General features: G+C 49.0%; 22 protein-coding genes. 21 read left to right on the top strand and 1 reads right to left on the bottom strand.

Features of this window, described 5'->3' with window-relative positions; genetic code table 11:
* Positions 1–54: 54 nt before the first annotated feature.
* The 4 genes from LHUE1_RS03970 (at position 55) to LHUE1_RS03955 (ending at position 4,264) form a co-directional block, all read left to right on the top strand.
* Positions 55–1,641, top strand: a complete 1,587-nt coding sequence (locus LHUE1_RS03970) for a PTS galactitol transporter subunit IIC (protein WP_277848341.1) — start codon at positions 55–57, stop codon at positions 1,639–1,641.
* Complete coding sequence (locus LHUE1_RS03965; protein ID WP_049172793.1) at positions 1,634–1,870, top strand: hypothetical protein; 237 nt, start codon at positions 1,634–1,636, stop codon at positions 1,868–1,870. Before LHUE1_RS03970 ends, LHUE1_RS03965 begins: the two co-directional genes overlap by 8 nt.
* Positions 1,867–2,595, top strand: a complete 729-nt coding sequence (locus LHUE1_RS03960; protein ID WP_049172795.1) for a class II aldolase/adducin family protein — start codon at positions 1,867–1,869, stop codon at positions 2,593–2,595. Before LHUE1_RS03965 ends, LHUE1_RS03960 begins: the two co-directional genes overlap by 4 nt.
* 421 nt (positions 2,596–3,016) lie before the next feature.
* Positions 3,017–4,264 (top strand): IS110 family RNA-guided transposase, encoded by a 1,248-nt coding sequence (locus LHUE1_RS03955; protein WP_049170424.1) that lies wholly within the window; start codon positions 3,017–3,019, stop codon positions 4,262–4,264.
* 469 nt (positions 4,265–4,733) lie between these two features.
* On the opposite strand, the gene LHUE1_RS03950 is transcribed toward LHUE1_RS03955, so the two are convergent.
* Positions 4,734–5,459 (bottom strand): GntR family transcriptional regulator, encoded by a 726-nt coding sequence (locus LHUE1_RS03950; protein WP_049171187.1) that lies wholly within the window; start codon positions 5,457–5,459, stop codon positions 4,734–4,736.
* Positions 5,460–5,682: 223 nt separating this feature from the next.
* Here LHUE1_RS03950 and LHUE1_RS03945 point away from each other — a divergent pair, with 223 nt between their 5' ends.
* The 17 genes from LHUE1_RS03945 to LHUE1_RS03865 all read left to right on the top strand — a co-directional run bounded on the left by LHUE1_RS03945 (position 5,683) and on the right by LHUE1_RS03865 (position 23,364).
* Complete coding sequence (locus LHUE1_RS03945) at positions 5,683–7,008, top strand: PTS sugar transporter subunit IIC (protein ID WP_049171188.1); 1,326 nt, start codon at positions 5,683–5,685, stop codon at positions 7,006–7,008.
* A gap of 41 nt (positions 7,009–7,049) precedes the next feature.
* Positions 7,050–9,689, top strand: coding sequence for a glycoside hydrolase family 38 N-terminal domain-containing protein (locus LHUE1_RS03940; RefSeq protein ID WP_049171190.1), 2,640 nt, complete (start codon positions 7,050–7,052; stop codon positions 9,687–9,689).
* Between the two features lies 1 nt (position 9,690).
* A complete protein-coding gene (locus LHUE1_RS03935; RefSeq protein WP_049171192.1) occupies positions 9,691–10,983 on the top strand; it encodes a glycoside hydrolase family 125 protein in 1,293 nt (430 codons plus the stop codon).
* Complete coding sequence (locus LHUE1_RS03930) at positions 10,980–11,873, top strand: ROK family protein (RefSeq protein ID WP_049171195.1); 894 nt, start codon at positions 10,980–10,982, stop codon at positions 11,871–11,873. Before LHUE1_RS03935 ends, LHUE1_RS03930 begins: the two co-directional genes overlap by 4 nt.
* Complete coding sequence (locus tag LHUE1_RS03925; protein ID WP_049171197.1) at positions 11,873–13,273, top strand: glycoside hydrolase family 1 protein; 1,401 nt, start codon at positions 11,873–11,875, stop codon at positions 13,271–13,273. Before LHUE1_RS03930 ends, LHUE1_RS03925 begins: the two co-directional genes overlap by 1 nt.
* Positions 13,274–13,320: 47 nt before the next feature.
* Complete coding sequence (locus tag LHUE1_RS03920) at positions 13,321–13,635, top strand: PTS sugar transporter subunit IIB (RefSeq protein WP_010490807.1); 315 nt, start codon at positions 13,321–13,323, stop codon at positions 13,633–13,635.
* A gap of 14 nt (positions 13,636–13,649) precedes the next feature.
* Positions 13,650–13,976 carry a PTS lactose/cellobiose transporter subunit IIA gene (locus LHUE1_RS03915; protein ID WP_049171200.1) on the top strand — a complete coding sequence of 109 codons (327 nt, stop codon included), beginning with the start codon at positions 13,650–13,652 and terminating at the stop codon, positions 13,974–13,976.
* Between the two features lie 27 nt (positions 13,977–14,003).
* Positions 14,004–15,200 (top strand): EndoS/ChiA family endoglycosidase, encoded by a 1,197-nt coding sequence (locus LHUE1_RS03910; protein WP_049171201.1) that lies wholly within the window; start codon positions 14,004–14,006, stop codon positions 15,198–15,200.
* A 561-nt stretch (positions 15,201–15,761) separates the two neighbouring features.
* Entirely contained in the window at positions 15,762–17,807 is a 2,046-nt protein-coding gene (locus tag LHUE1_RS03905; protein ID WP_049171812.1) for a BglG family transcription antiterminator, read from the top strand.
* Positions 17,808–17,846: 39 nt separating this feature from the next.
* Positions 17,847–18,473, top strand: coding sequence for a bifunctional 4-hydroxy-2-oxoglutarate aldolase/2-dehydro-3-deoxy-phosphogluconate aldolase (locus LHUE1_RS03900; RefSeq protein WP_049171809.1), 627 nt, complete (start codon positions 17,847–17,849; stop codon positions 18,471–18,473).
* Positions 18,474–18,489: 16 nt separating this feature from the next.
* On the top strand, positions 18,490–18,954 hold the full coding sequence (locus LHUE1_RS03895) for a PTS sugar transporter subunit IIA (protein WP_025013329.1): 465 nt from the start codon (positions 18,490–18,492) through the stop codon (positions 18,952–18,954).
* A gap of 20 nt (positions 18,955–18,974) precedes the next feature.
* Positions 18,975–19,262 (top strand): PTS sugar transporter subunit IIB, encoded by a 288-nt coding sequence (locus LHUE1_RS03890; protein ID WP_010490817.1) that lies wholly within the window; start codon positions 18,975–18,977, stop codon positions 19,260–19,262.
* 55 nt (positions 19,263–19,317) lie between these two features.
* Positions 19,318–20,694 carry a PTS galactitol transporter subunit IIC gene (locus tag LHUE1_RS03885; protein WP_010490819.1) on the top strand — a complete coding sequence of 459 codons (1,377 nt, stop codon included), beginning with the start codon at positions 19,318–19,320 and terminating at the stop codon, positions 20,692–20,694.
* 43 nt (positions 20,695–20,737) lie between these two features.
* Positions 20,738–21,883: a galactonate dehydratase gene (dgoD, locus tag LHUE1_RS03880; RefSeq protein WP_025013330.1), complete on the top strand. Its 1,146-nt coding sequence runs from the start codon at positions 20,738–20,740 to the stop codon at positions 21,881–21,883.
* 33 nt (positions 21,884–21,916) lie between these two features.
* The gene (locus LHUE1_RS03875) at positions 21,917–22,516 is read left to right on the top strand and encodes a hypothetical protein (protein ID WP_049171807.1); all 600 of its coding nucleotides are present in this window, start codon (positions 21,917–21,919) and stop codon (positions 22,514–22,516) included.
* A gap of 142 nt (positions 22,517–22,658) precedes the next feature.
* Positions 22,659–22,832: a hypothetical protein gene (locus LHUE1_RS03870; RefSeq protein ID WP_191978415.1), complete on the top strand. Its 174-nt coding sequence runs from the start codon at positions 22,659–22,661 to the stop codon at positions 22,830–22,832.
* A 355-nt stretch (positions 22,833–23,187) separates the two neighbouring features.
* Positions 23,188–23,364 (top strand): hypothetical protein, encoded by a 177-nt coding sequence (locus LHUE1_RS03865; protein WP_160312072.1) that lies wholly within the window; start codon positions 23,188–23,190, stop codon positions 23,362–23,364.
* Positions 23,365–23,460 lie beyond the last annotated feature (96 nt).

The following is a 23,460-nucleotide window of genomic DNA, read 5'->3' as shown; positions in this document are numbered from 1 at the left end:
TTTAAGTGAAACGATCAACTGCATCGCGGGTTAAGTTGTGAGGAGGTAAAAATCGTGACGATTCTAAAAGACGTCGTTAATTATATCCTGAATCTTGGGGGACCGGTGTTTGTTCCCTTAATCATGCTGATTCTGGGATTGGTTGCTGGGTTGAAGTTCAAAAAATCGATTGTGGCTGCGTTGACTTTAGGGGTTGCCTTTTCCGGGATGACCTTGGTTGTGAACTACATGATGGATGCCATTTCGCCAGCTGCCAAATCCATGTCTAAGCTATTCCACCTGAGTCTTAATGCGATTGATGCAGGTTGGACAGGCGTAGCGGCGATCACATGGTCGTATAAATCAGCCTTTCTGTTTTTCCCGTTATTATTAGCCATTAATTTTGTCATGTTGACCTTTAACTGGACCAAAACGTTAAACGTTGATATGTGGAATGTCTGGAACAAAATTTTCACTTACGTTGTTGTATTGTACTTTACGCATAATGCCTTCTTTGGTTTCTTGGTTGCCGGGATTCAGATCGTATTTGAATTGAAAGCCGGCGACATGTGGCATCGGCATATCGAGGATCTGACAGGGATGCCGGGAGTCACGGTGCCACATTTCATCACATTGTTTGCGGTGATCTTACAACCGCTGAATAAATTGCTTGATTTTATTCCGATCATGAACAAGCCGTTTGATGCTGATGCTTTGCAGAAAAGAATCGGTGTCTGGGGCGACAACACCGTGATGGGTGCGTTGATCGGGGTACTGCTTGGATTTGGTGCTGGGTATTCCATTTCCGGCTCACTCAACTTAGCGGTTAAAGCGGCGACAGCCATGACGCTGTTTCCAATGATTTCCAAACTTTTCATGACGGCGTTGCAACCCATTGCCGATGCGATGAGCGGCTTTATGCAAAAACACTTTAAAGGCCGTGAAGTTTATATCGGGCTTGATTGGCCGATTCTTGCCGGGCGTAATGAGTTATGGGTTACCGTGATTATCTTGGTACCGATTATGTTGATTTTCGCCATGATCTTACCGCATAACACAGTATTACCATTTGCCGGCATCATCAATCTGTCCTTTGTTATTGCGGCTCTGTTACTGACAGGGGCGAATCTGTTACGCATGATTACGCTGGGCATCATTACAACACCGATTTTCCTGTATGGCGCCACCTATTTTGCCCCGGTGATCACGAACCTGGCGAAGACAACCGGAACGGTCAAGGTTCAAGCCGGACAGCAGTTGTCATGGTCAACTTTTGAAGGACCTGATTTCCGCCTCTTCTTTGCCCAAGCCTTTAATGGCAAATGGTGGGCGATCGCATTAGCAATTCTGTGGACACTCGGGTTCATCTGGTTGTACCGGGATCAAAATAAAATCAAATTGCCTAGTCAACGTTATGGCACCTTGGCCCCGGCTACTGCGGCGGCAGCACCAGCAGTGTCAGATACGAATGACAATGCCGATGACGTGGATTTGAATGACTTGAGTGGCTTGGACTTCAGTGATGCCAAAGCTTCTAACGAAAGCAAGAAAACGTCATCCCCGCAAAATAATGAAGCAGACAATGTTGATTTAAATGATCTTAGCGGTTTGGATTTCAGTCAAACCAGTCACGAGAAGAATAAGGGTGATAAGCATGAGTAAAACCTCTGCATCATTACTTGTTTTCCTAGATACAATTGGCGTCTCAATTGCCTTGTTAGGCGGTAATACTGGGTTATGTCTCTTGATGGGCCTCATTACTTTGATTCTGTACAGAAAAGTCAATCCAATCCTGTTCGGTGATTATGATCGAAAACGGGAAAAACGGTTGGCACAGCGTCACAAAGTTTTGCTGGCGCAACGTGCAAATAACGGAGGAAATACAAAATGACGGAACAATATGTTTTTGAAGAAGAACGGAAGGATTTAGCAGCAGTTGCGCGGGAGATGTTTGTCCGCAAGAACACCAATGTAGCTGGCGGTAATATTAGTGTCCGGATTACCGCCGACAAGGATTTTGACTATGGTTCAATTCATATTAAAGCAGGCAAGGATTATCTGATCATGACGCCAACGATGATGTCAGAAGCTTGGTACGCAAAGCTTCAACCGACTCAGATTTTGGTGGTGGATCTTGAAACCGGTCAGCAAATTGACGGCGTCGGTCGCTTAACCCGCGAGATCAATATGCATGAAGAAGCTTATCGGGCTAATGACAAAATCCGCTGCGTGTATCATTCACACGCCGAAGAATCGATGTTCTGGGCAACGGCTGGATTGGACATGCCGAACGTTACCGAGGTCACCGGAGAAGTCGGGCCGATCCGCGTGCTGCCATACGCGCCGGCCTGCTCCAAGGAACTTGCCGATACCGTTTACAATGGACTCAAAGAGGTTGGGGATGCAGCAAAAGAGCATATTTTCTTGCTAAATAGCCATGGTGTCCTGATTACCTCTGAAGACTTGCATCACGCCACCGAAATCTTGGAGACCGTCGAATGGAACGCGAAGATTGCGTATCAACAAACCGTCTTCATGAAGTTGGGCTTGCTGGACAGCTACCAATCATGCGGCAAAGCAACTGATGGGATGCTGAAGCAGCCGTTAAAGGCATAGCGCTTTGAAATAAATTGGATAAATTAAAAAACGCGGTCATAATTCATGGCCACGATACAAAAGCGGACATACTCTCTAACAAACTGGAGTACGTCCGTTTTTAGTTTTCCTAGAAAAATTGGCTAGGAGTATCCAGATGATAGTGCCAAAGCGGAGCAATCGCAGGCCAGATGGGGCTCAGGGGTGAAATAGACTAACTTAGTTGATAGATATTGATCAGGCCAGATCAATATCTATCACTTTTTTTGTTAGAGTGAGCGTGAAGCCAACGCCGTAGATTACAACTTGGCATTTAATGCCGTGGGTGAAATTGGCGGGCTTCATTGATCCTGAGAGTCTGGTCGCAGTCTAATGGGCGCTTTGACGCCGTGTATTGAAAAGTAGATGACCAGGATCCAAAAATTTGAAGGGTGGTAATTACATGCGTATTGCAATTGGTCTGGATGTGAGTTCTAAACAGACTTCTGTTTCGGTTGTGGCGGAACCACAACGAGAAGTCGATTCTTGCACCATTACTAATGATTTACTGGGTTTTGACAAGTTGCTTAAGTTAATCCATCAATACTCAGATCAGGATACTGAACAGATCCCTGAAGTGGTCTTTGAAGCGACCGGTGTCTACTCGCGGCGACTCAAGCATTTTCTGGAGATACATGCAGTTCCCTACATGCAGCTTAATCCGCTTCAAGCCAAGCATGATTTATCAATGATCAAGGGACTTCACGGGAGAAAGACTGATCGCATGGATGCACTCGGCCTCTCACAAAGTCAGTTGATCTTGAATCGTAGTAAATCGTTTGTCGAGGATCCAGTGTACATGGCCTTGAAAGACTTAGATCGCACTTATCAAGAGGCAGTTCAGGATTTAGTGACGAACAAAAATCGCCTACATCGATACCTGCAGTTAACTTTTCCCGAGTTGGAACACGTTACAGGAACGACTGATGGTATTTTCTATTGGCGGCTTGTCCAAACATTCCCACATCCACAGATATTGTTAAAGTCTCGTCAGAACTTCGATGCTTTTGTGGAAACACTGCGGCATCTAACGCCGTACCCGACATCCGAACAACGGGCGAAATCAATTGCGGACAAGCTTGGCAAAGTAGCACTGACGGCCGCTCCAGCCGTCTCGGCAGTACCAGTTGAGTTAGAACAGGTTCAATACATTGCGGGTGAGCTAATCAGGCTCTCAGCACGGCGTAAACATTTGATTAAGGAAATGTGCTCTCTAGCTATTCCGCTACCCGAGCTAAAAATCTTTGAATCCTTACCTGGCATTGGGGTAACCTCCGCCGTAACTTTGTTAGCAGAACTTGGCGATTTAACCCGTTTCAAGAAAAGCAATCAGGTTAATGCTTACGTAGGCATTGATCTTCGTCATTATGAATCAGGTGACTATACGGCAAGCGATCATATCTCAAAGCGCGGTAATCCATACGCTCGTAAGATTCTCTATCGCGTGATCAATTGCATGGTTTCCTCTGCGGCCAGATCCAACAAACCCAACCATATCGTTGATTATTACAAAAAGAAAAAGCAATCTTCTTCGGCGGTCGGAACCAAGAAGATTGCCATTGCATCTGTTTCACGTCTCATCAGGACACTCTACAGTTTAGTTATTAACAATCAGACCTATGTCTATCGCATCGCAACTAAAGGCCGATAGGCAACATCTGATTCAACACTTATTCTAACAACCTCCGTCAAAAAATGAAATACCGAAGGCTTAGTTTAGTGTACTCAAATTTTTAGATCATGGCGTTATCGATACGCCACAAGAAAACCGCAAGAACACTGAAAAACCTAATGAATGAGACTTGACTTCTGGTAGAAAATTGTACTAGCTGGGTGATCTTCCCAGCGTAGTACAAGGCCGAGCTTTGAGACTCAGCCGGTTTTGCTGAGGCTCAAAGTCGTGCCCACCCCTCTAGCTTCGCGGTCGCCAGCCCCCAGCTGGCCGGAGATTGCGGAGTTTGGCACGGCATAGAACTGATTGCCTAAGCTTTTTTGATTGTTCGGAATTCGCTAATCTATGAACGTTCTTACCGAATTATGACTCAGCCTATTTTTGGTGTCTTTGTAGTGGCGTCATAATGGGACACCGATTCGGCAAATTGTGACCTCAAACAACAGTATCACCCCAAAAAATCTGGCAATTTTCGGTGAATGTTTAAAACAAACCGGGAGTGATCGTGAATGAACCGCGAAACCGAGTATTCGAATGCGTGGCCTTTTTGGTCGTATGCTGTTTGTTCAATGACGAGAACCGGGCTGCCTTTTTTGATATCAAGGGCGTCGGCGGTTTCGGCGTCGGCTTCGGTTGCGTATAGAATGCGGCGGGCGTCGGTTAGCTGGATGCCGCGGTTGCCGAGATAATCGTAAATGGAACCTTTCAGAATGTCCTTGTCTAACGGCGCGATGCTAGTGGGCATGATCGTGTGTTCAAGGCTGTAGTATCGGTCGTTGATGAGGCGAACCCGTTTGATGTCATAGACTGGCTCATTACTTTTAATGGCAAGGTTTTTCTGCTCGGTTTCGTTGGGCAAGCGCGCATCAAAATACAGCAGTTTACTGGAGATGTTTTGATCGCGGTGTGAATAGGTCGCTCCAATTGGCGCATCGAGCGGTAGCAGTTCCTTGTCGTCTTCAGTTGCCCGAGCACGCACAAAACTACCTGATCCTTGCTGACTGTAAATCAGGCCTTCATCTTGTAAGAGTTTTAGCGCTTTTTTAATGGTTAACCGGCTGGTGTGGTAAGTTTCCGCCAGCTTTTTTTGTGTGGGCAGCGGCTTACCGGCGCGATAGTGGTTCGTTAAAATGTCTTTTTTAATGTCTGAATAAATTTCCGAATAAAGATACAACACCGTCACCTCAATGGCTTACTTGTTAAGCGATTATAACATAAGCGAATGATTTGATAAGCCATATTTTCAAGCTAGTCAAGATTGAGCCAGCGTTATCTGACAGCATCGCATAATTTGTATATACAAAATGTAAATAAGACTTTACAAAAATTAGGGAAACCGGTAAACTGACGATGTTGGAAAACGTTTTCTTTTTAAAACTACTTAGGGGTGATGCATGATGAAGTTCAATGTGGATAAGCTTCAGGAGCCGTTATTGAAGGCTTCGATGTGGGTGCAGAACAACACGATTCTCCAAGCTGTTAAGAATGCTTTTGTTCGGACGATTCCATTTACGGTGATTGGATCGTTTTCGAACCTGATCAAGATGCAACTGGATGCGTTGATTAAGTCACAACATTTAAATTGGGGTTGGTTGACGAGTCTGAGTCAACTTTTTGGTTATCTCGGCGTTGCCACGCTTGGGATTGTCGGCTTGATTGTGGTGGTCTCCAGCGCCTATTCCTACGCGGTTGAGTTAAAGCGGCGTGACGAGAACAAAGGCATGAATGTCATTATTGCCACCTTGTTGGCCTTTTCCGCCTATTTTGTCATGGTGCCGAACAATGTTAACTTTGCCGACCCTAAGGCAAAAGTCATTGAGGGATTTGCGGCGTCGCTTTTCAGTTATGAAGGGATGTTTACCGGCTTGATTGTCGGGATGTTAGCCGTTGCGCTGTTTGCTTCCTTCAGCCGGTCCAAGTTCACCATCAGGATGCCAGGGAGTGTCCCGCAAAATGTGTTTGACTCGTTTTTTGCCTTAATTCCAATGTCCGAAGTGTTGCTGTTGTTCGGACTGGCGCGGATCGGTCTTCAGGCCATGGGCTACACCAGTTTAATTCAGCTGATTTCAACGGTCATCATTAAGCCGTTACTGACTGTCGGTACCGGATTACCAGCTATTATTGTTGTCATTTTATTAGAACAGATTCTGTGGTTCCTTGGGTTGCACGGTTTCAACATTGTCTGGGGGATTGTTTCCGCGTTTTGGCTGCCTTTATTCCTGCAGAATGTGGCGAAGTTTGCGGAAACCAAAAGTTTTGCCGGCATCTCGATTGCGCCGAACACGATGACCAACGTTTACGCGATGATCGGCGGTTCAGGGGCAACATTTGGCCTCATCATCGCCATGCTGATTTTTACCAAAAAAGGTGAAAAAGAACGGGAAGTGGCCAAACTGGCCTTGGTGCCGGGGTGCTTTGGCATCAACGAACCGGTTATCTTTGGGTTACCGATTGTCTTGAACCCGATCATGTTCATTCCGTGGATTTTCGTGCCGCTGTTTAACGCGATTGTGGCGTATGTGGTGACTTCGATTGGCTGGGTGGTACCGCTTGTCGTCTTAAATTCGGGCAATGAGCCGATTTTTGTCAGCACCTGGATCCTTGGTGGGTTGCATATGAGTCCGGTGATTCTTACGGCTGTTTTGGTTGTCATCGATATTTTCCTTTACGCACCGTTTGTCATTATGAATCAACGCAGTGAACGGCGACTGGCCACCGCATAGTTGATAGATACGGCATGAAGACAGAAAGAAGAATTTGATTAATGCAAAAAGTTCACGTGATTGCCCACACACATTGGGATTTTGAATGGTACTTCACGCGTCAGCAGGCCCGGGTTCAGTTTGCGTACCATATGGCGGAAGTGTTGCAAGCCCTAGAGACGAATCAACTGGATGCGTATTTACTGGATGGTCAGATGGCGATTGTCGATGATTATTTGCAGACCAACCCCGAACAACGCGATCAGATGCGCAAGTTTATTCAGGCACGGCGGCTGTTCGTCGGTCCGTGGTATACGCAAATTGACGAGATGGTCACCAGTGGCGAATCGATTGTGCGGAACCTGCAACTTGGGCACAAACTGGCTGCTGATTTAGGCGGCGTTATGAAAGTCGGCTATCTGCCGGATTCATTCGGACAGGGGCAGGACATGCCGAAGATTTATCACGGCTTTGACATCAGCTCGACCGTCTTTTGGCGGGGGATGCCGCATGAAAAGAACGCGCGTTACTTTTACTGGACCGCCAATGACGGCTCCAAAGTGTTGGCCGCCAATATTAAAAACGGCTACTATGCCGGCGTTGAGCTGATTGAAAATGACGATGTGGCGAGTTTACTTCACCGCATTGCCACCGATACGCAGGCGCATGATTTGGCCTTGCCGGTGGGCGGTGACCAGCGCGCAGTTGATTTCAATTTGAAGGATCGGCTGCAAATCGCCAATGCGCAACAAGATGAATTTGACTTGGTAGAAGACAATTATCCGGACTTTTTCAAGGACTTGGCGAAAACGCCGGACTTACCAACTTATCAAGGCGAGTTTGTGGATCCGTCCGCCTCGAAAATTCATCGCGGTATTTACTCATCACGGGCTGATTTGAAAGAGCTGTATGATCGGCTGGAACATCTGATGATCGATGTCGTTGAACCGCTGATGGCCGTTGCGACGCATCACGGCATTGAAGCCCAGTCCGGCATCGTCGAAACCATCTGGAAAAGCATTGCCCGCGGTCAGGCGCATGATTCTTCCGGCGGTTGCAATTCGGATGAGACGAATCGCGACATTGCCCAGCGCGGCGTTGATGCCTTACAGTTGGCGGAATCGCTTCGTGACTATTTATTACGCAAGTTAGCCAGCAATGCCCCGGATTCGTTGAATGTTTTCTTTTGGAACCCGACGATTCAACCGGTTCACCAGACCGGCCAGATCACGGTGGCAACGCGCGAACCGCATTTTAACCTGAAAAATGAAGCCGGCGAACCGGTGGCATTTGAGGTGCTGAAGCAAGAGCAAGTCGATAATGCCGTTTTGCGCGGCGATCCCGCTCAAGAGACGCCGGACATCTATTATCGCACGACCATTGCGGTGCCAGTGACCATTGATGCGCTGGACTGGGTGGGCTTGACGCTTGAGCCGGCGCACCAGGCGATGCCGTTGCGAACCAAAAGTACCACGATTAGAAACGGCGTTTACACGCTGACTTTTGAGGATGGCAAGCTCTTGTTGACGGATCATCGCACGCAGCAAACCTTTGTCGATCCGCTTCACTTTGAAGATGGCGGCGATGCCGGGGATACGTATGATTACTCGCCACCTGATGAAGACTGGCTGCTTGACTTATCACTTTCGCACGCCGAGGTGACCGGTCATCAAGGCGAGTTGGTGAGTGACCTGATTTTCCGCGGAAGCTGGCAGTTACCGGGCAAGTTGGCCGATCGCAAGGCGCAAAAGGCCGACGTTGTGATGCCGTATACGCTGGTATTGCAACTGGCCGCTGATGATCCCGTGATCCGATTTGATTTGACGGTCGAGAATACGGTAAGCGATCACCGACTGCGGTTGGTGTTGAAGACGCCGATCAAGGCAAAAGATAGCTATGCCGATACTCCCTTTGGCGTGGCAATGCGTCCGGTCATCGATCCACATCTGAAGGACTGGCAAGCCATCGGTTATCATGAGGAGCCCACTGCGCTGCGACCACTGATTCATTTTGCCAACAGCCACGACCAAAAGACCAGTTGGACATTCCTTGGCTTAGGTGAAAAAGAGTGCCAAATTGTCGGCGAGCAGTGTGATCAGTTAGCAGTGACGATGTTTCGTGGTGTCGGTTACCTCGGACGGCCGGATTTGAAGCGCCGGCCGGGGGATGCGTCTGGCTTGCAGACTCGGTATGTGCCAACTCCTGACAGTCAGCTGTTGGGAACACGGCACATGCGCGGCGGTATTTGTTTGGATACCACCTTTGATCCGGTTGAATTACAGCGCCGGGTCCAGGCACTGGCGATTGGCAGTCTGGGTTACCAAAACCAGACAATTGATCGCTTCACCACGCCGTTGCAATACTTCCCGATTAACGCAAATCAAACGCCACTGCGACATCACTCTGCGATTGAGTTAATCGGTTCGGACTTGGTCGTTTCCAGTGTTAGCGCTACTTCGGATGGTACGGGATATCTCGTCCGGCTTTATAATCCGACCGATCAAACCTGCACGGAAGCAGCGACGCTTCATTTTTCCCAACCCGCCAGCGTTCGCCTGTTAAATCTCAATAATGAGGTTCGGCAAACAGTCGCAACGGATGTGACGGTATTCGAACTGCCTGCATTTAAACCGGGGGAGATTCGGACTTATGGCATCTACCCGCGTCAATCGCCATCAGTGGCAGAAAAGGAGCACGCATAATATGGCAGAAAAGTCAGCGTTGGCAGCAGCCTTAACGGAATATGCTGAAGCCCATCCACTACCGGATACAGCGACCCAGACAATGTTTCGGACATTATTACCCGACGCGCTGGTTAAAGCGACCCGCCGTCAACCTGATGGCACGTATTTTGTCGCGACTGGTGATATTCCGGCAATGTGGTTGCGGGATGCGACGTTTCAGGTGCTGCCGTATGTGCAACTCATCAAGGACATTCCTGACCTGAAGCCGATACTTGCAGGGGTACTGCGCCGCGAACTGGCTTTTGTGCGGCTTGATCCTTATGCGAACGCCTTTAATGAAACGGCTAGTGGCGCGCATTGGCGGGCTGATGACGAAAGCGATCGGCCGATGTCGCCGCAAGTTTGGGAACGAAAATTTGAAATCGATACTTTATGTGCGCCGTTGCTGTTGGCGGTGAATCTTTACGCCGAAACCGGAGATGCCAGCATTTTTGACATCGACTTTTGGGCTACGTTCACGCTGATTCTGACGATTTTTGAACAGGAGCAGCATCATGAGCGGTCGCCGTATTTCTTTCGGCGGTCGGACACGGATGAAAACGATACGCTTCCCAACAACGGATTAGGCAATCCAATTGGCGAGACCGGCCTGATCTGGGACGGTTTTCGGCCCAGTGATAATCGGTGTGAATATGGGTTTCATATTCCAGCCAACCTGTTAGCCAAAACGGTTTTGACCCACTTATTGCCGTTAATGCCGGTTGATGAGCGGTTACTGGCCAAGCGGACACAGACGTTGGTGGCAGCGATTGAGCAAGGCGTCATGACATACGCGATTCAAACGTTGCCGAGTGGGGAACAAGGACTGGCCTATGAAGTCGATGGCCTTGGGCACGCCCGCCTGATAGATGATGCCAATGTTCCGAGCTTGTTGAGTCTGCCGTTTTTAGGCGCAATTGCCGTAGATGATCCGCTTTATCTGACCACAAAGGCGTTTGTCCTCAGTCCCCAGAATCCTTATTACTATAAAGGAAAAATGTTGGCCGGCATCGGCAGCGAACACACGCCGCCAGAATATGTCTGGCCGATTGCGGTGGCAATGGAAGGCTTGGTCGCAACGACCGCCGCGGATAAAATGGCGAAATTGTTGTTGCTGGTGGCGACAACCGGCGGAACCGGTCAATGTCACGAAGGCGTTCAAAAGGATGATCCGCTGCAATATACCCGCACGTGGTTTTCATGGGCGAATATGACCTTTTGCCAGTTGGCACTTGATGTGATTCAGCAACAGGAACAGGAAGGATTGCGATGAGTTTAGCGGTGATCGATATTGGCGGCACCACGATCAAATTTGGTGGCTACAGTGCCGAAACCGGTCTTTTTCAGCAAACCAAAGTTGCAACGCCGAAAACGTTGGCAGGTTTTTATCAGTGCCTGCAACAACAGGTGGCGGCGTTGCGTCTGACGACCGAAGTGACTGGCGTGGCGATCAGTAGTCCCGGCGTTGTTGATCAAACGGCGGGCATCATTCGGGGTGCCAGTGCCGTGCCGTATATTCATCATTTTCCGATCGTGACCGAGTTAACCAATCGCTTGGAGCTGCCGGTCACAATCGAAAATGATGCGAACTGCGCGGCGTTGGCTGAAGTGCAGGCAGGTGCGGCTGCCGATGTGCGCGATGCGATTTTTCTGGTGCTTGGAACCGGCGTTGGCGGGGCGGTAATTCTGAATGGTCAGCTGCATCGCGGCCGTCATCTGATGGGTGGCGAATTCGGTTATATGTGGCACGGTGATGACGATTCCGTCAGCCGTCTTGGCACGCTGGTTAACACGGTGGCGCGCTACAATCGGCGTCATGGCACTCACCTGGATGGCAAAACGCTATATGAGCAGGCACACAAAGGTGGTCAGGAAGCCAAAAAAGCCGTTCAGCGCATGTTCCATGTTCTGGCCACGACCATTTTCAATTTGCAATATAGTTTTGATCCAGACTGTTTCGTCATTGGCGGCGGGATTTCCCAAAATCCACATTTATTGGCCGATTTGGAAGCGGCGCTGGATGCGGTCATGGCGCAAACCGAACTGGCACCGGTGCGGCCGGTTATTCGGATTGCCAAGTTTAAAGCCGATGCCAATCTGTATGGCGCGGCGGTTCATTTTCAACAAAGTCAAGCCGGTTTGAGCCGCTTAGAAAGGAAGTGATGGCCATCCAATTTGCAGCTGATTTTACCTGGGGTGCGGCCACAAGCGGTCCCCAAGCAGAAGGTACGTTTCACAAAAAGCATGAAAATATCTTCGATTATCATTACCACACGCGGCCGCAGGATTTTTATCACAATGTTGGCCCGGATGTGGCGTCAAACTTTTACAACGATTATGAACAGGATCTGAAACTGTTGAAGCAGGCAGGGATTCAGGCGCTGCGGATTTCGATTCAGTGGACGCGGTTGATTGATGATCTTGAAGCGGGCACGGTGGATCCGGCAGGCGCGGATTATTATCGGCTCGTGTTTGACGCGATGCATGCGCTGGGGATTACGCCATATGTGAACCTACATCATTTCGATCTGCCTATTGCCTTGCAGCAGCGCTATGGCGGGTGGCAGTCCAAACACGTTGTCGATCTGTATGTGAAATTTGCGCGGCGGTGTTTTGAACTTTACGGCGATCAGGTGACGCACTGGTTTACGTTTAATGAGCCTAAGGTGATTGTGGACGGCCAGTATTTATATCAATTTCACTATCCCAATCTGGTTGACGGTAAGGCGGCAGTTCAAGTTGCGTATAACCTCAATTTGGCCAGTGCCAAGGCGGTGGCGGCGTTTCGTGAGGTCAACCAGCATCCGGATGCGACCATCGGCACGATTATCAACTTGACGCCGGTTTATCCGGCCTCCCAGTCCGCTGGTGATCGGGATGCGGCCCGATTCGCGGAGCTGTGGGCGAATGACCTGTATTTGGAACCAGCCATTCATGGGCGTTTCCCGGAAGCGCTGGTCGAACGACTCAGGCAAGATCACGTTTTGTGGGCGTCAACGCCTGAGGAATTGGCGGTCATTGCGGCCAATCGCATTGATGTGCTCGGCGTGAATTATTACCATCCTTATCGCGTGCAGGCGCCGGATGTGGCACCTGACAGCCTACAGCCGTGGTTGCCGGACATTTATTTTGACGAGTACAAAATGCCGGGACGCAAAATGAATCTGGACAAGGGCTGGGAAATTTATCCCGACGCGCTATATGACATTGCGATGACCATCAAAAATCGTTATGGCAATATCGACTGGTTTGTGGCGGAAAATGGCATTGGCGTTGCTGACGAGGAGCGCTTTTTGCAAGACGAGGTGGTGCAGGATGATTACCGGATTCAATTTATGACCGATCACCTGCGCTTCCTACATCAGGCGATAGAAGCCGGCGCCAACTGCCATGGCTATTTTGTCTGGACCGGGATTGATTGCTGGTCGTGGCTCAATGCCTATAAAAATCGATACGGCCTGATCCGCAACAATTTGCGCAATCAAACAAAATCGCTGAAGAAATCCGGCTACTGGTTCCGTCAAGTTGCGGCCAGCGGTTATGTGCCGGACGCCGATTCCTGACAAGCGCGCGTTGAAGAAGCGACATAATAGAAAAGAGGAACTTCATCATGGCTGAAAATCCGAAAACAATCATGCTGGTTTGTGCGGCAGGAATGTCGACCAGTATGCTGGTTAGAAAAATGATGGATGCTGCTGAACAAACCAAGGCTAACGTCAAAATCTTTGCGGCCTCGGCAGCAGATGCAAAAGACAAGCTGGCAGCCGAGCATCCTGACGTTTTACTGCTCGGCCCCCAGGTACGCTATTTGGAAGGCGACTTTAAAGCAGCCTTGTCGATACCGGTCGCTGTCATCAATATGTCTGACTACGGCTTAATGAAAGGCGATCGGGTTTTACAGACCGCGCTTGATTTAATGGCTTAAGGAGGACGAGGCTCATGAACGAACAACAACAATTGGTCGTGATGCAGCTCATTATGGCTGGCGGCAATGCGAAGAATGCCGCATTCGAAGCCATCCGAGCAGCAAAAGTTGGCGACTTTAAACAGGCAAAAGCCAAACTTAAAGAAGCCGATCATTTCTTAGCCGATGCACATCAAGCTCAGACCGGCATGCTGACCGCGGAAGCAAACGGCCAGCATCAAGCTGTGTCACTTTTGATGGTCCACGGCCAAGATCACGTCATGACTGCCATTACATTTCGCGACTTGGCTGAGGAAATCGTGGCGTTGTACGAACGGTTGGGTGAGAAGTCAGCAAGCTGATTTTGCTTGATTGGGAGGGGCACGACAATGAAAAAGGGTTTTAAGATACGGTGGGTAAGCTGGCTGATCATCGCCAGCGGGATCTTTTTAAGTCTGATGATGAAGCCGCAGTCAGTGTGTGCGTCAGCGGAAACGCCGCAGCCGCAAAAGACGTTCATGGTTTATTATCGCGCGTGGCGGGACCAAGCCATGCACGGGGTTAATACAACAATTTTGGATCCGAATCCGCAAAGCATGCTGGATTTGCCATATGGGATTGATATTATCAACGTGTTCAGCTACGTTCCAGCCGGTCAAGAGGCCAAGGCGCAACCGTTTTTCGATAGGTTAAGAACCATCTATGCACCGGAAATGCATCGCCGGGGCGCAAAACTGGTTCGCGCTTTGGATTATGGGCGCATGGTCGATGGCTTAATTCAGCAATATGGCCAACATCCAACCGCAAGCGAGATTGATGATTATGTGCAGACATTGATCTATGAATTGTCCGGTCAATGGGGACTGGACGGCATCGATATTGATATGGAACAGTACCCAGATGCCAAAAAAGTTGCGTTGTCAGACCGCATTATTCAGACGATGGGGCAGTATTTAGGGCCAAAAGCGGAAAATGGCACCTTATTGATTTATGACACCAATGGCAGTTACCTTGCCCCGTTTGAAAATGTCATGGGTTACTTTTCCAATCTCGGTTATCAACAATATGGCAGTGGGCCAAGTCGGACCGAGAAAATGCGTCAAACGTATACGGCAGCTGGCTTTCCACAAAATCGGTTGCTGGCAGGCTTAACCTTTCCGGAAGAGGGCGATCATAATCGCTGGTATGACACCGATCCCAATCATTTTTTACGCTCAAACATGCATACGGTTGCAACGTTTTCGCGTGAAAATTTAGGCGGCATGTTTGTCTATGCCGTTGATCGCGATGGCCGGACTTATGATGAGCCGGATTTCAGTCACATTCGCAAGACAACCTATCGCTGGACGAAAACCGCGATTCTAGAAACAAAGGGTTATCCGTTAAATGAGATTAAGGCAGCGGCATATCGCCACTTGAAAAAAATAGCGCCACGGATATCACCGATACAATATCAATTGCTTTACCGTCAAATTAACCAAGCAACCAATGCTTTTGAAGTCAACAGCGTCTTCATGAAAGATGACTTTAACGGTGCGGTGGATCCAACCTTTGATGCTGTTAAGGAGATGCAGATGGATATGTGAATGCGTAGACAGTTGTATCCAAGATTACATTTTTAACGGTGTCGAGTTATCGCTTGGATTGGCGTAACCTTCACATTAGCTTAACAAGACGAGTGAATTTTCTGTAGATCGGAAAATTCACTCGTCTTTTGTTGTCTCAGAGGAAGGTTAGTCAATTTTTTTAAGAAGTGAGTGCCAAGGCGAAGCAATCGGAGGCCAGATGGGGCTCAGCTGTGAAATTGGTCTTGAACGGGCGGTTTTCCCGTTTTAGACCAAGGCCGAGCTTTGAGACTCAGCCGGGTTTGCTGAGGCTCAAAGTCGTGCCCACCACTCTAGCTGCGCGGTCGCCAGCCCTCAGCCCGCCGGAGATTGCGGAGTTTGGCACGGGAACAAACTCATTACGTTAGATCTTCAGTGCCTTTTCCACCCAAGCAAAAACCGATAACCACGCGCTTGAGGCAGACATAAGTTCACCTTGAACATTCCGGATCCGAATAGGGTGAACAAAAGCCGGAATGAAAGCGCCGTCATACGGGCGGTTTGTCCCGTACAATTGATATTGGACCTGGAGGTGAGGGTTGAGTGAAGAAACGCAATCTGCAAATCCTTTCAGAAATTATTCGGCATCCTAATTTGAAAAGTGGTGATTTGGAAAAACAATTTAAAATTACGCGGCGCCAACTTTCTTACGCCTTAGCCCAAATTAATCAGGAGCTAGTGGATCATCAGCTGCCTAAAATTACTCGGACCCCGCGCGGTGAGTTTGTTACCCCAAGCGAAGTAGCTGACTTTTTCAACGTTCAGGCAACTGAAGCGCCGCAACCTTATGTGTATCGCGAAGAAGATGAGCGCATCTTGCTCATTTGCCTGTATCTACTGGTCAGCGACGAGTTGTTATCACTGGTGCACATCTATGATTTCAGCGGGGTGAGTCGGACAACCACGTCAGCTGATTTAAAAGCAGTTGCCCGATTCCTCGAAGAGCGCCAATTGACGCTGAAGTACACGCGGCAGGCAGGCTATTTTATCGCCGGTTCCGAACAGGTGATGCGTAACCTGTTGAATTATCTGGTCACCCAGCTGCTGACGTTTGACGATGGCCGCAGCTCAATCGAGCAGTTAGGCAAGGTGCCCACAGAGCAGATCATTCATTTTATTCACAAAATCGAAAATGTCCGGAATGTCACGTACTCCGATGAATCGTTTAGCTTTTTAATGCTGGCGGTGCTGATGAACGTGACGCGCAATCTGTCGCACCGCGCCAAAGATACACCATACTTTGAGCATCAGATCAGCGATACGCAGGAGTTTGCACAGCTAAAACCGCTGATTCCCCAGTCGTGGCTAACGAGTGATTCGGATGCGGAGTGGCTGGTGATTCTGTTGTTATCGGCCAACACGATTCGCGGGGATGTCGGGGTCGCGGATCAAGCGTTGGTTGCGGCGATTCGCACGATGGTTGCCAAGTTTGAACAGCAGACGTTCATCAAAGTGGCGGATCAGGATGACTTTGTGAAAAGGCTCCTCGCCCACTTACGACCGGCGATCTTTCGCGTCCGCTATGGCTTGCATTTGCGCGACATCGGCATCGGGCAGGTGATGGCCGCCGATCCCCGTCATCGGTTTCTGGTCGACACCATTGATGCGATTATCGAACCGCTCGAGAAGCTGACGGGTAAAACCATCCCCGAAGATGAGCGCAACCTCATTGCCTTTTATTTCGACGGTGAGCTGGAAAAGTCCGCCGACTTACACGTCAGTAAGGAACGCGCAGCAGTGGTTTGTACCAACGGCCTGATCGTTTCCAAACTGATGATTCAGAATCTGCGCCGGTTATTTCCGGAAATCAGCTTTTTATCCGCTACCTCGGCGCGCGAATTCGAACACTTTTCCGGTGACTACGATCTGGTTTTCACCACGGTACCGTTAAAAACATCGGCGCGGCAATATATCATCCACCCGTTGTTAAGCGAAGATGAGCAAGTTCAATTGCGGTACCGCGTCTTGAATGATATCGGCGTAAAAAATATCCAAACAGGCATTTCGGCATTGACCGCGATTGTGCGTAAACACGCCAAGATTACGGATTCTGCGGGTTTAGATCATGCCTTGCGCCGGTTTTTAGCCGATCAAGGGGTTGAGGAACTCCCGGAAGTCCACCAACCGCGCTTGTCAGCGTTGACGGCGCCGAATCTGATTCAGATCGGTCAAAGCCGCGATTGGCAAAACGCCTTGCAGCAGGCAATTGAACCGTTGGAACGATTGGATTATGTGACCGATCCGTTTCGTCAAACGTTGATCGACGAGACAGCAGCTGCGGATAATTACAGCTTCATTGGAACGGAGGTTGCCATTCCCCACACAGTTCCGGAAAACGGGGTGCTCAATAATGGCTTTGCCTTTTATATTCTGAAACAGCCGGTGATTTATCCAAACGGGTTTCACATTCGCATGATCGTGCCGATTGCCGTTAAAGATACTGATCAGCATCTGCAAGCGATTCAGGAACTATCGGAGATCATTGCCGACACCACCACTTTGAAGCAGTTGTTCGCTGCCAAAAGTGGCCAACAGGCTTACGAAATCTTGCAACATTACGAAAGCAAATCAGGCGCAAACCTGAAATAAAAAATTAAGCAACACGTTACGAAACACAAGGAGGTCACCATGGAATTATCTGAATATCCAACTTTTACCGTGATTATGCGCGGTTACACGCCGGAGCAGGCTGATGCGATCATGCAGGCGATGGCCGGTTTTGAAAATCAATTTGGTGTTGAAGTCACGATGAATACGCCACATGCGCTCGACATTATTGAAAACGGCAATGCGCAATACGGCGATCGCATCCACATCGGGGCAGGAACCGTCACAACGCTGGATGAAGCAAAGGCAGCGATTGCCAAAGGCGCCAAATTCATGTTGAGTCCGATCGAATTCACGGATGACATTTTCGCTTACGCCAAGGCGCATGACGTCATCACGGTGCCGGCAGCGATGACGCCGACTGAAGTGCACGACATGTTTGAAAAAGGCGCCGACATTGTCAAAATTTTCCCGGCGACCACGGTCGGGTCAGACTTCTTCAAAGCGATTCAGGCGCCACTTGGTAAGTTGCCATTAATGGCAGTTGGCGGCGTGTCGCTGGCAAATGCCAAAGACCTGCTGACGCATGGGACCAGTTACTTGGGCATCGGTTCCAAAATGTTCAACGCTGAAGATTTGGCTAACCGGAATGTGGACGGGTTGGCGGCTTCTATGCAAGCCTTTGTCGATATCAAATACGCACTATAGAAAGGGGCTTGGATCTGTGGCGGTTGATTTAGTCATTGATAAAAAATTATTACTGCCTCACTTGGAGGCAAAGGACAATCTGGACGCGTTGAGCCAGATTGCCGACAACTTGTTTGCACAAGGCTACGTCAAGGAAGGGTATAAACAGGCGATTCTTGATCGGGAAGCAACTTACCCGACCGGTCTGCCTTCGCCGCGACCGACCGTAGCGATTCCCCACGCGAATTATCAGCTGGTGAAAAAGACCACCATTTCGGTCGCCACCTTGGCGCATCCGGTTAAATTTCACGATATGGGGGATGTCAACAACGTCTTGGACGTGGATGTCATCATCATGATGGCCATTGGCGAACCGCATGGCCAGGTTGAGATGCTGCAGAAAATCGTCGATGTCATTCAAGACGATCAGTTACGCCACGCCATTGCAGACGCGGCGGATGTGGATGGTTTGTATCAATTATTGGCGAAAACGTTTGAATAAAAAATGGAGGTAAAGAAATTATGGCTGCTCATATTTTAGTTGCATGTGGTAATGGTATCGCAACGTCAACGGTGGTTGCGTCGAAGATTAAGAGTTTTTTGGCAGAAAAAGGGGTCGATGTTGAAACGACCCAGACGAAGTTAATGGAAGTGCCGGGCAAAGTCGAAAACTACGACTTACTGGTGACGACTGGCCAGTTTGAAGGGCAAACGCACGGGGTTCCGTATATTCATGGTCTGCCATTGTTAACCGGCGTTGGGGCGCAAGAGACTCTCAACAAGATTTACGAGACGGTTAAAGACAAGTAAGCAGGTGCGTCAACAAGGTCGGGTCAATCCGACCGAATTGGAGGGATAACGTTTTATGAATATCGTAATGGACGTCTTTAACTGGTTAATTGCCGCCGGTCCAACGGTGTTACTGCCAGTTATCATCACGATTATCGGCATGATTTTTGGCCTGCGTATCGACAAAGCGTTTAAATCCGGGCTGACGTTGGGCATTGGTTTTGCCGGGATCAAATTGATTCTGGACTTCATGACCACCAATGTCGGACCGGCTGCCAAAGCCATGGTTGAGCGAACCGGTGCCCATCTGACCGCACTTGATGTTGGCTGGGGTTCCATTGCCGCCGTGACTTGGGCATCACCGATTATCGCGATTCTGATTTTTGCTATTTTGGCCGTCAACATTGTGCTTTTGATCATCAAGCGCACGCATACGCTTGACGTTGATATTTGGAACTATCACCACATGGCCATTGTCGGCGTCATGGTTTACTTCGTCACGAAGAATATTGCGCTTGGCGTGGGTTCATCAATTGTCATGGCGCTGGTCACTTTCAAGCTGGCCGACTGGTCACAGCCGATGACCGAAAAGTTCTTCGGTATGCCCGGCGTGTCCTTGCCAACCGTGTCGGCGCTGTCGTCATTGGTGATTGCATGGCCGTTGAATTGGTTGTTGGATCGCATTCCATTTATGCGGCGCAATAAGTTTTCCATTCGTGATGCCCAGAAGTATTTAGGCTTCTTCGGTGATTCGATGATCATGGGGCTGTTAATCGGGATGGCCATTGGCTTTTTCGCCGGGTATAACCTCATGAAGATTATGCAATTAGGTGTGTCAATGGCGGCGGTTTTGGTCCTGATTCCAAAAATGACCTCGCTGTTCATGGAAGGATTGATGCCAATTTCCGACTCCGCGCAAAAATGGTCAGAAAAACGGTTCAAAGGCCGCAAGCTGTTTATCGGCTTGGACGCCGCCGTGGTTGTCGGGAATGCCGATGTTATCACGACCGCTTTGATCATCATTCCATTGACGATTTTGATGGCATTGGTCTTACCGGGCAACCAAGTCTTGCCATTTGCTGACTTGGCGGTTGTGCCATTCCGGGTGGCTTTGGTTGTGGCACTGACAAACGGCAATTTGCTGAAGAACATCATCATTGGCTTGGTCGTCACCGCTTCGCTTTTGTGGTGCGGGACTTCGACAGCGCCGGTTTTGACGGAAATTGCCAAATCAGTCGGCATTAAACTTGGTGCCAACTCGCTGTATATTTCATCATTTGCGGCCACTTCGATGATTCAAAGTTTTGCGGTTTACTTCGCATTCACTTGGCATCCGCTAATTTCGATTCCAGTATTGTTAATTATTTTCGCCGGTGTCTGGTACTTCTTTGACGGGATCAAACATGTCAATGCGGCGATGGATGCCCAGAACCAGAAAAGTGCCCAAGCTTAATCGTTAACGTCGTTGAAACTGTTTTGAAGGGAGCATTTTTGAATTGAAACTGTCAGATATTAAAGTTTACAAAGTTAAGCCACGATGGATTTTTGTTAAATTGTCAACCGATGAAGGCATTACGGGCTGGGGTGAAATGATTTCCGGAACCAAAACGGAAACCGTTGTCGCTGGTGCCTATGAAATGGGCAAAAAGTTAATCGGCCGTGATCCGTTCGAGATTGAACGGCTGTGGCAGGAGATGCACCGCTCCTTCTTCCGAGGCGGTCCGATTAACGGGACCATTATTTCCGGCTTGGAGATGGCACTTTGGGATATCAAAGGCAAAGCGCTTAATCTGCCGGTGTATGAACTGCTCGGCGGGGCGGCGCGCGATCGCATTCGGGTATACTCCTGGATCGGCGGCGATCGACCATCCGATGTTGCCGAACAAGCGCAGGCGCGGGTCGACAAAGGGTTCACAGCGATTAAAATGAATGCCACTTCGGAACTGCACTATATTGATTCCTACAACAAGGTGCAGGCCGTCGTTGATCGCGTTGCTTCCATCCGTGATCAGGTCGGTGACAAACTGGAAATCGGCATTGACTTCCACGGGCGGGTTCACCGGCCAATGGCAAAAGTGCTGGCGCATGCGCTGGAACCGTATCATCCGATGTTTCTGGAAGAAGTCGTGTTACCGGAAAACTGGGATTCATTTGATGACATTGCCCGCGAAGTTTCCATTCCGCTGGCAACCGGCGAACGGCTTTACACACGCTGGGATTTCAAGAATTTATTCCGTCAAGGGGCTATTGATATCGTGCAGCCAGATGTGGCGCTGTGTGGCGGTATTTTGGAAACCCGCAAAATTGCCGCGATGGCCGAAGCCTTTGACATGGGCGTCGCGCCACATGCACCGTATGGACCGGTGTCACTCGCAGCAACCCTGCAAGTTGACGCCTGCACGCCAAATGTGTTCATTCAGGAACAAAGCCTGGGCATTCACTACAATCAAGGCTTTGACCTGCTCGACTTTGTGAAAAACAAAGAAATTTTCCAATACAAAGACAGTTATGTTCAACTACCAAAAGGCCCGGGTCTCGGCATTGATATGGACGAAGACAAGATCAAAGAAGTTGCCCAGGAAGGCTTGGTATGGAACAACCCGTCTTGGAAGAACTATGATGGCACGATTGCCGAATGGTAGAAGTCGCGGATTGAAAGCTAGGGGGCATGTGAGATGACAGATGTAACAGCAACGGCACTCTTGTTAGGCGGATTGCTTTATCTCGAGTGGCAGCAGCAACGACAGCTGCAAATCAAAACCAAGTCCTCTTGGCTTAAAGTCGTGGTCGCCATCGTCGCAGCACTATTAATCGTTGCGCTGTTCTGGTCGGCGAACACCGTCAGCAACCTCCGTCTCGCGATCTTGGCGATTCTGGTGGCCAGCGTCGGGCTGTATCGCCAAGGGTTAGGCAAAACCAAAGTGATCACGTATGGCTCGGTCGCGCATGCCAGTGACTACCGGCGCTATGATCGGGTTATCACTGAAACCATCAAGCAAGGCACCATGGTCACCTTTTGGTCTAAAAAAGGCGGCAGCTACTCCTTGATGTTTGATCAATCCGAGGCCCAGATCCGCCAGTTCTTCAAGGAAAACCTGCCGCAAAATGTGGCGCTGTTAACTGCGGAAGAATGGGCCACGTTGGAAAACCGCGACGCTCAAGATGATCGCCAGCGTCAGGCAGACATGTTGGCCGCGATCCGTAATCGGCCACAGCGGAATCGATTGCCGTGGCAGAAACGGGAGCGGCGGTCTGAGGTGACACGCAAAGGTTGAATAAACAAAGAAAGTCCCGAGCGATTGGGGCTTTTTGCTACGTTCAGTTTTCTTTACTTTACATTCAAAATGTTATATTGTCAGTGCATAAAAATCCGCCGACCAATGGTTTCGTCCCAGTAAAAGGCGAGGAGGATGTGGCATGACGCTGCTTAGAAAAATCATTTGGGTAGTCGCGTTTGTTATTTACGGTTTTGTGCTTTTTGCGGCTTCTTATTATGGCAACAGCGCTTTTCTTTTACCGGTGATCGTCGTTCCCGCTATTTTTTCGGGGATTTTTTGGCTGATTGAAAATGCTAAGAAAAATAAGAAGTGAGGATTGGGAGCTGCTGAAAAACGCAATAAAGGTAGGTATCATACCAGCAAGTTAATTCTTGAATTGGTATGATGCCTACTTTTTGATATTTTTGAAACTAGCTTAAACATCGTTGGAATGAAAAACCTTTTTATCGCCTTTTCAATGCCATCCATGTACAATTAGACTGCGAATGTTTTTCAGTTGCCTTCATTTTAGCGACACTCGATCAATTTTTGTAAAAGCTAACAGTGCAGACCTTGTCTACTAAGGAAGCTGTTGTTTCTATGCTTGGGTGACGACTTGGAATGTCCATGAATGATGTCGGAATTTGAACTGAGCTTTCGATCTAATAAACTGGAGAGGGATGGGGTCCTTGAAGAAACTTTTTATTGCCGTGTTTGCTTATATTGTTGTCATTGCGCTGAGTGTGCTTGTACAGGTAGTCATGAAGGTTCCTAACTTGCTGTTCTACATTGTCCTTGTTGCCACCTTCGTGCTGTTTACGTACATCACACGATATGTAACTAAGGCGAAAAATGCCGTGAAATAAGTGACTTGCATGGATTCATGCATCATGCATGAGCAGTTTGATCAGCGAATTTAAGGGCTCTGAAACTCCGGATCTAACGGAATTTCAGAGCCCATT

This window comes from Lacticaseibacillus huelsenbergensis (genome assembly GCF_029726355.1).
GTDB classification, from domain to species: domain Bacteria; phylum Bacillota; class Bacilli; order Lactobacillales; family Lactobacillaceae; genus Lacticaseibacillus; species Lacticaseibacillus casei.
This window is presented reverse-complemented; position numbering and strand designations above follow the sequence as displayed.

Excerpts from the sequence above, each read along its gene's own strand:
- LHUE1_RS03900 (WP_049171809.1), top strand. The coding sequence starts at position 17,847 with ATGGAATTATCTGAATATCCAACTTTTACCGTGATTATGCGCGGTTAC.
- LHUE1_RS03885 (WP_010490819.1), top strand. The coding sequence starts at position 19,318 with ATGAATATCGTAATGGACGTCTTTAACTGGTTAATTGCCGCCGGTCCA.
- LHUE1_RS03940 (WP_049171190.1), top strand. The coding sequence starts at position 7,050 with ATGCAAAAAGTTCACGTGATTGCCCACACACATTGGGATTTTGAATGG.
- LHUE1_RS03920 (WP_010490807.1), top strand. The coding sequence starts at position 13,321 with ATGGCTGAAAATCCGAAAACAATCATGCTGGTTTGTGCGGCAGGAATG.
- LHUE1_RS03930 (WP_049171195.1), top strand. The coding sequence starts at position 10,980 with ATGAGTTTAGCGGTGATCGATATTGGCGGCACCACGATCAAATTTGGT.
- LHUE1_RS03915 (WP_049171200.1), top strand. The coding sequence starts at position 13,650 with ATGAACGAACAACAACAATTGGTCGTGATGCAGCTCATTATGGCTGGC.
- LHUE1_RS03965 (WP_049172793.1), top strand. The coding sequence starts at position 1,634 with ATGAGTAAAACCTCTGCATCATTACTTGTTTTCCTAGATACAATTGGC.
- LHUE1_RS03890 (WP_010490817.1), top strand. The coding sequence starts at position 18,975 with ATGGCTGCTCATATTTTAGTTGCATGTGGTAATGGTATCGCAACGTCA.
- LHUE1_RS03955 (WP_049170424.1), top strand. The coding sequence starts at position 3,017 with ATGCGTATTGCAATTGGTCTGGATGTGAGTTCTAAACAGACTTCTGTT.
- LHUE1_RS03935 (WP_049171192.1), top strand. The coding sequence starts at position 9,691 with ATGGCAGAAAAGTCAGCGTTGGCAGCAGCCTTAACGGAATATGCTGAA.
- LHUE1_RS03875 (WP_049171807.1), top strand. The coding sequence starts at position 21,917 with ATGACAGATGTAACAGCAACGGCACTCTTGTTAGGCGGATTGCTTTAT.
- LHUE1_RS03945 (WP_049171188.1), top strand. The coding sequence starts at position 5,683 with ATGAAGTTCAATGTGGATAAGCTTCAGGAGCCGTTATTGAAGGCTTCG.
- LHUE1_RS03910 (WP_049171201.1), top strand. The coding sequence starts at position 14,004 with ATGAAAAAGGGTTTTAAGATACGGTGGGTAAGCTGGCTGATCATCGCC.
- LHUE1_RS03925 (WP_049171197.1), top strand. The coding sequence starts at position 11,873 with ATGGCCATCCAATTTGCAGCTGATTTTACCTGGGGTGCGGCCACAAGC.
- LHUE1_RS03960 (WP_049172795.1), top strand. The coding sequence starts at position 1,867 with ATGACGGAACAATATGTTTTTGAAGAAGAACGGAAGGATTTAGCAGCA.
- LHUE1_RS03870 (WP_191978415.1), top strand. The coding sequence starts at position 22,659 with ATGACGCTGCTTAGAAAAATCATTTGGGTAGTCGCGTTTGTTATTTAC.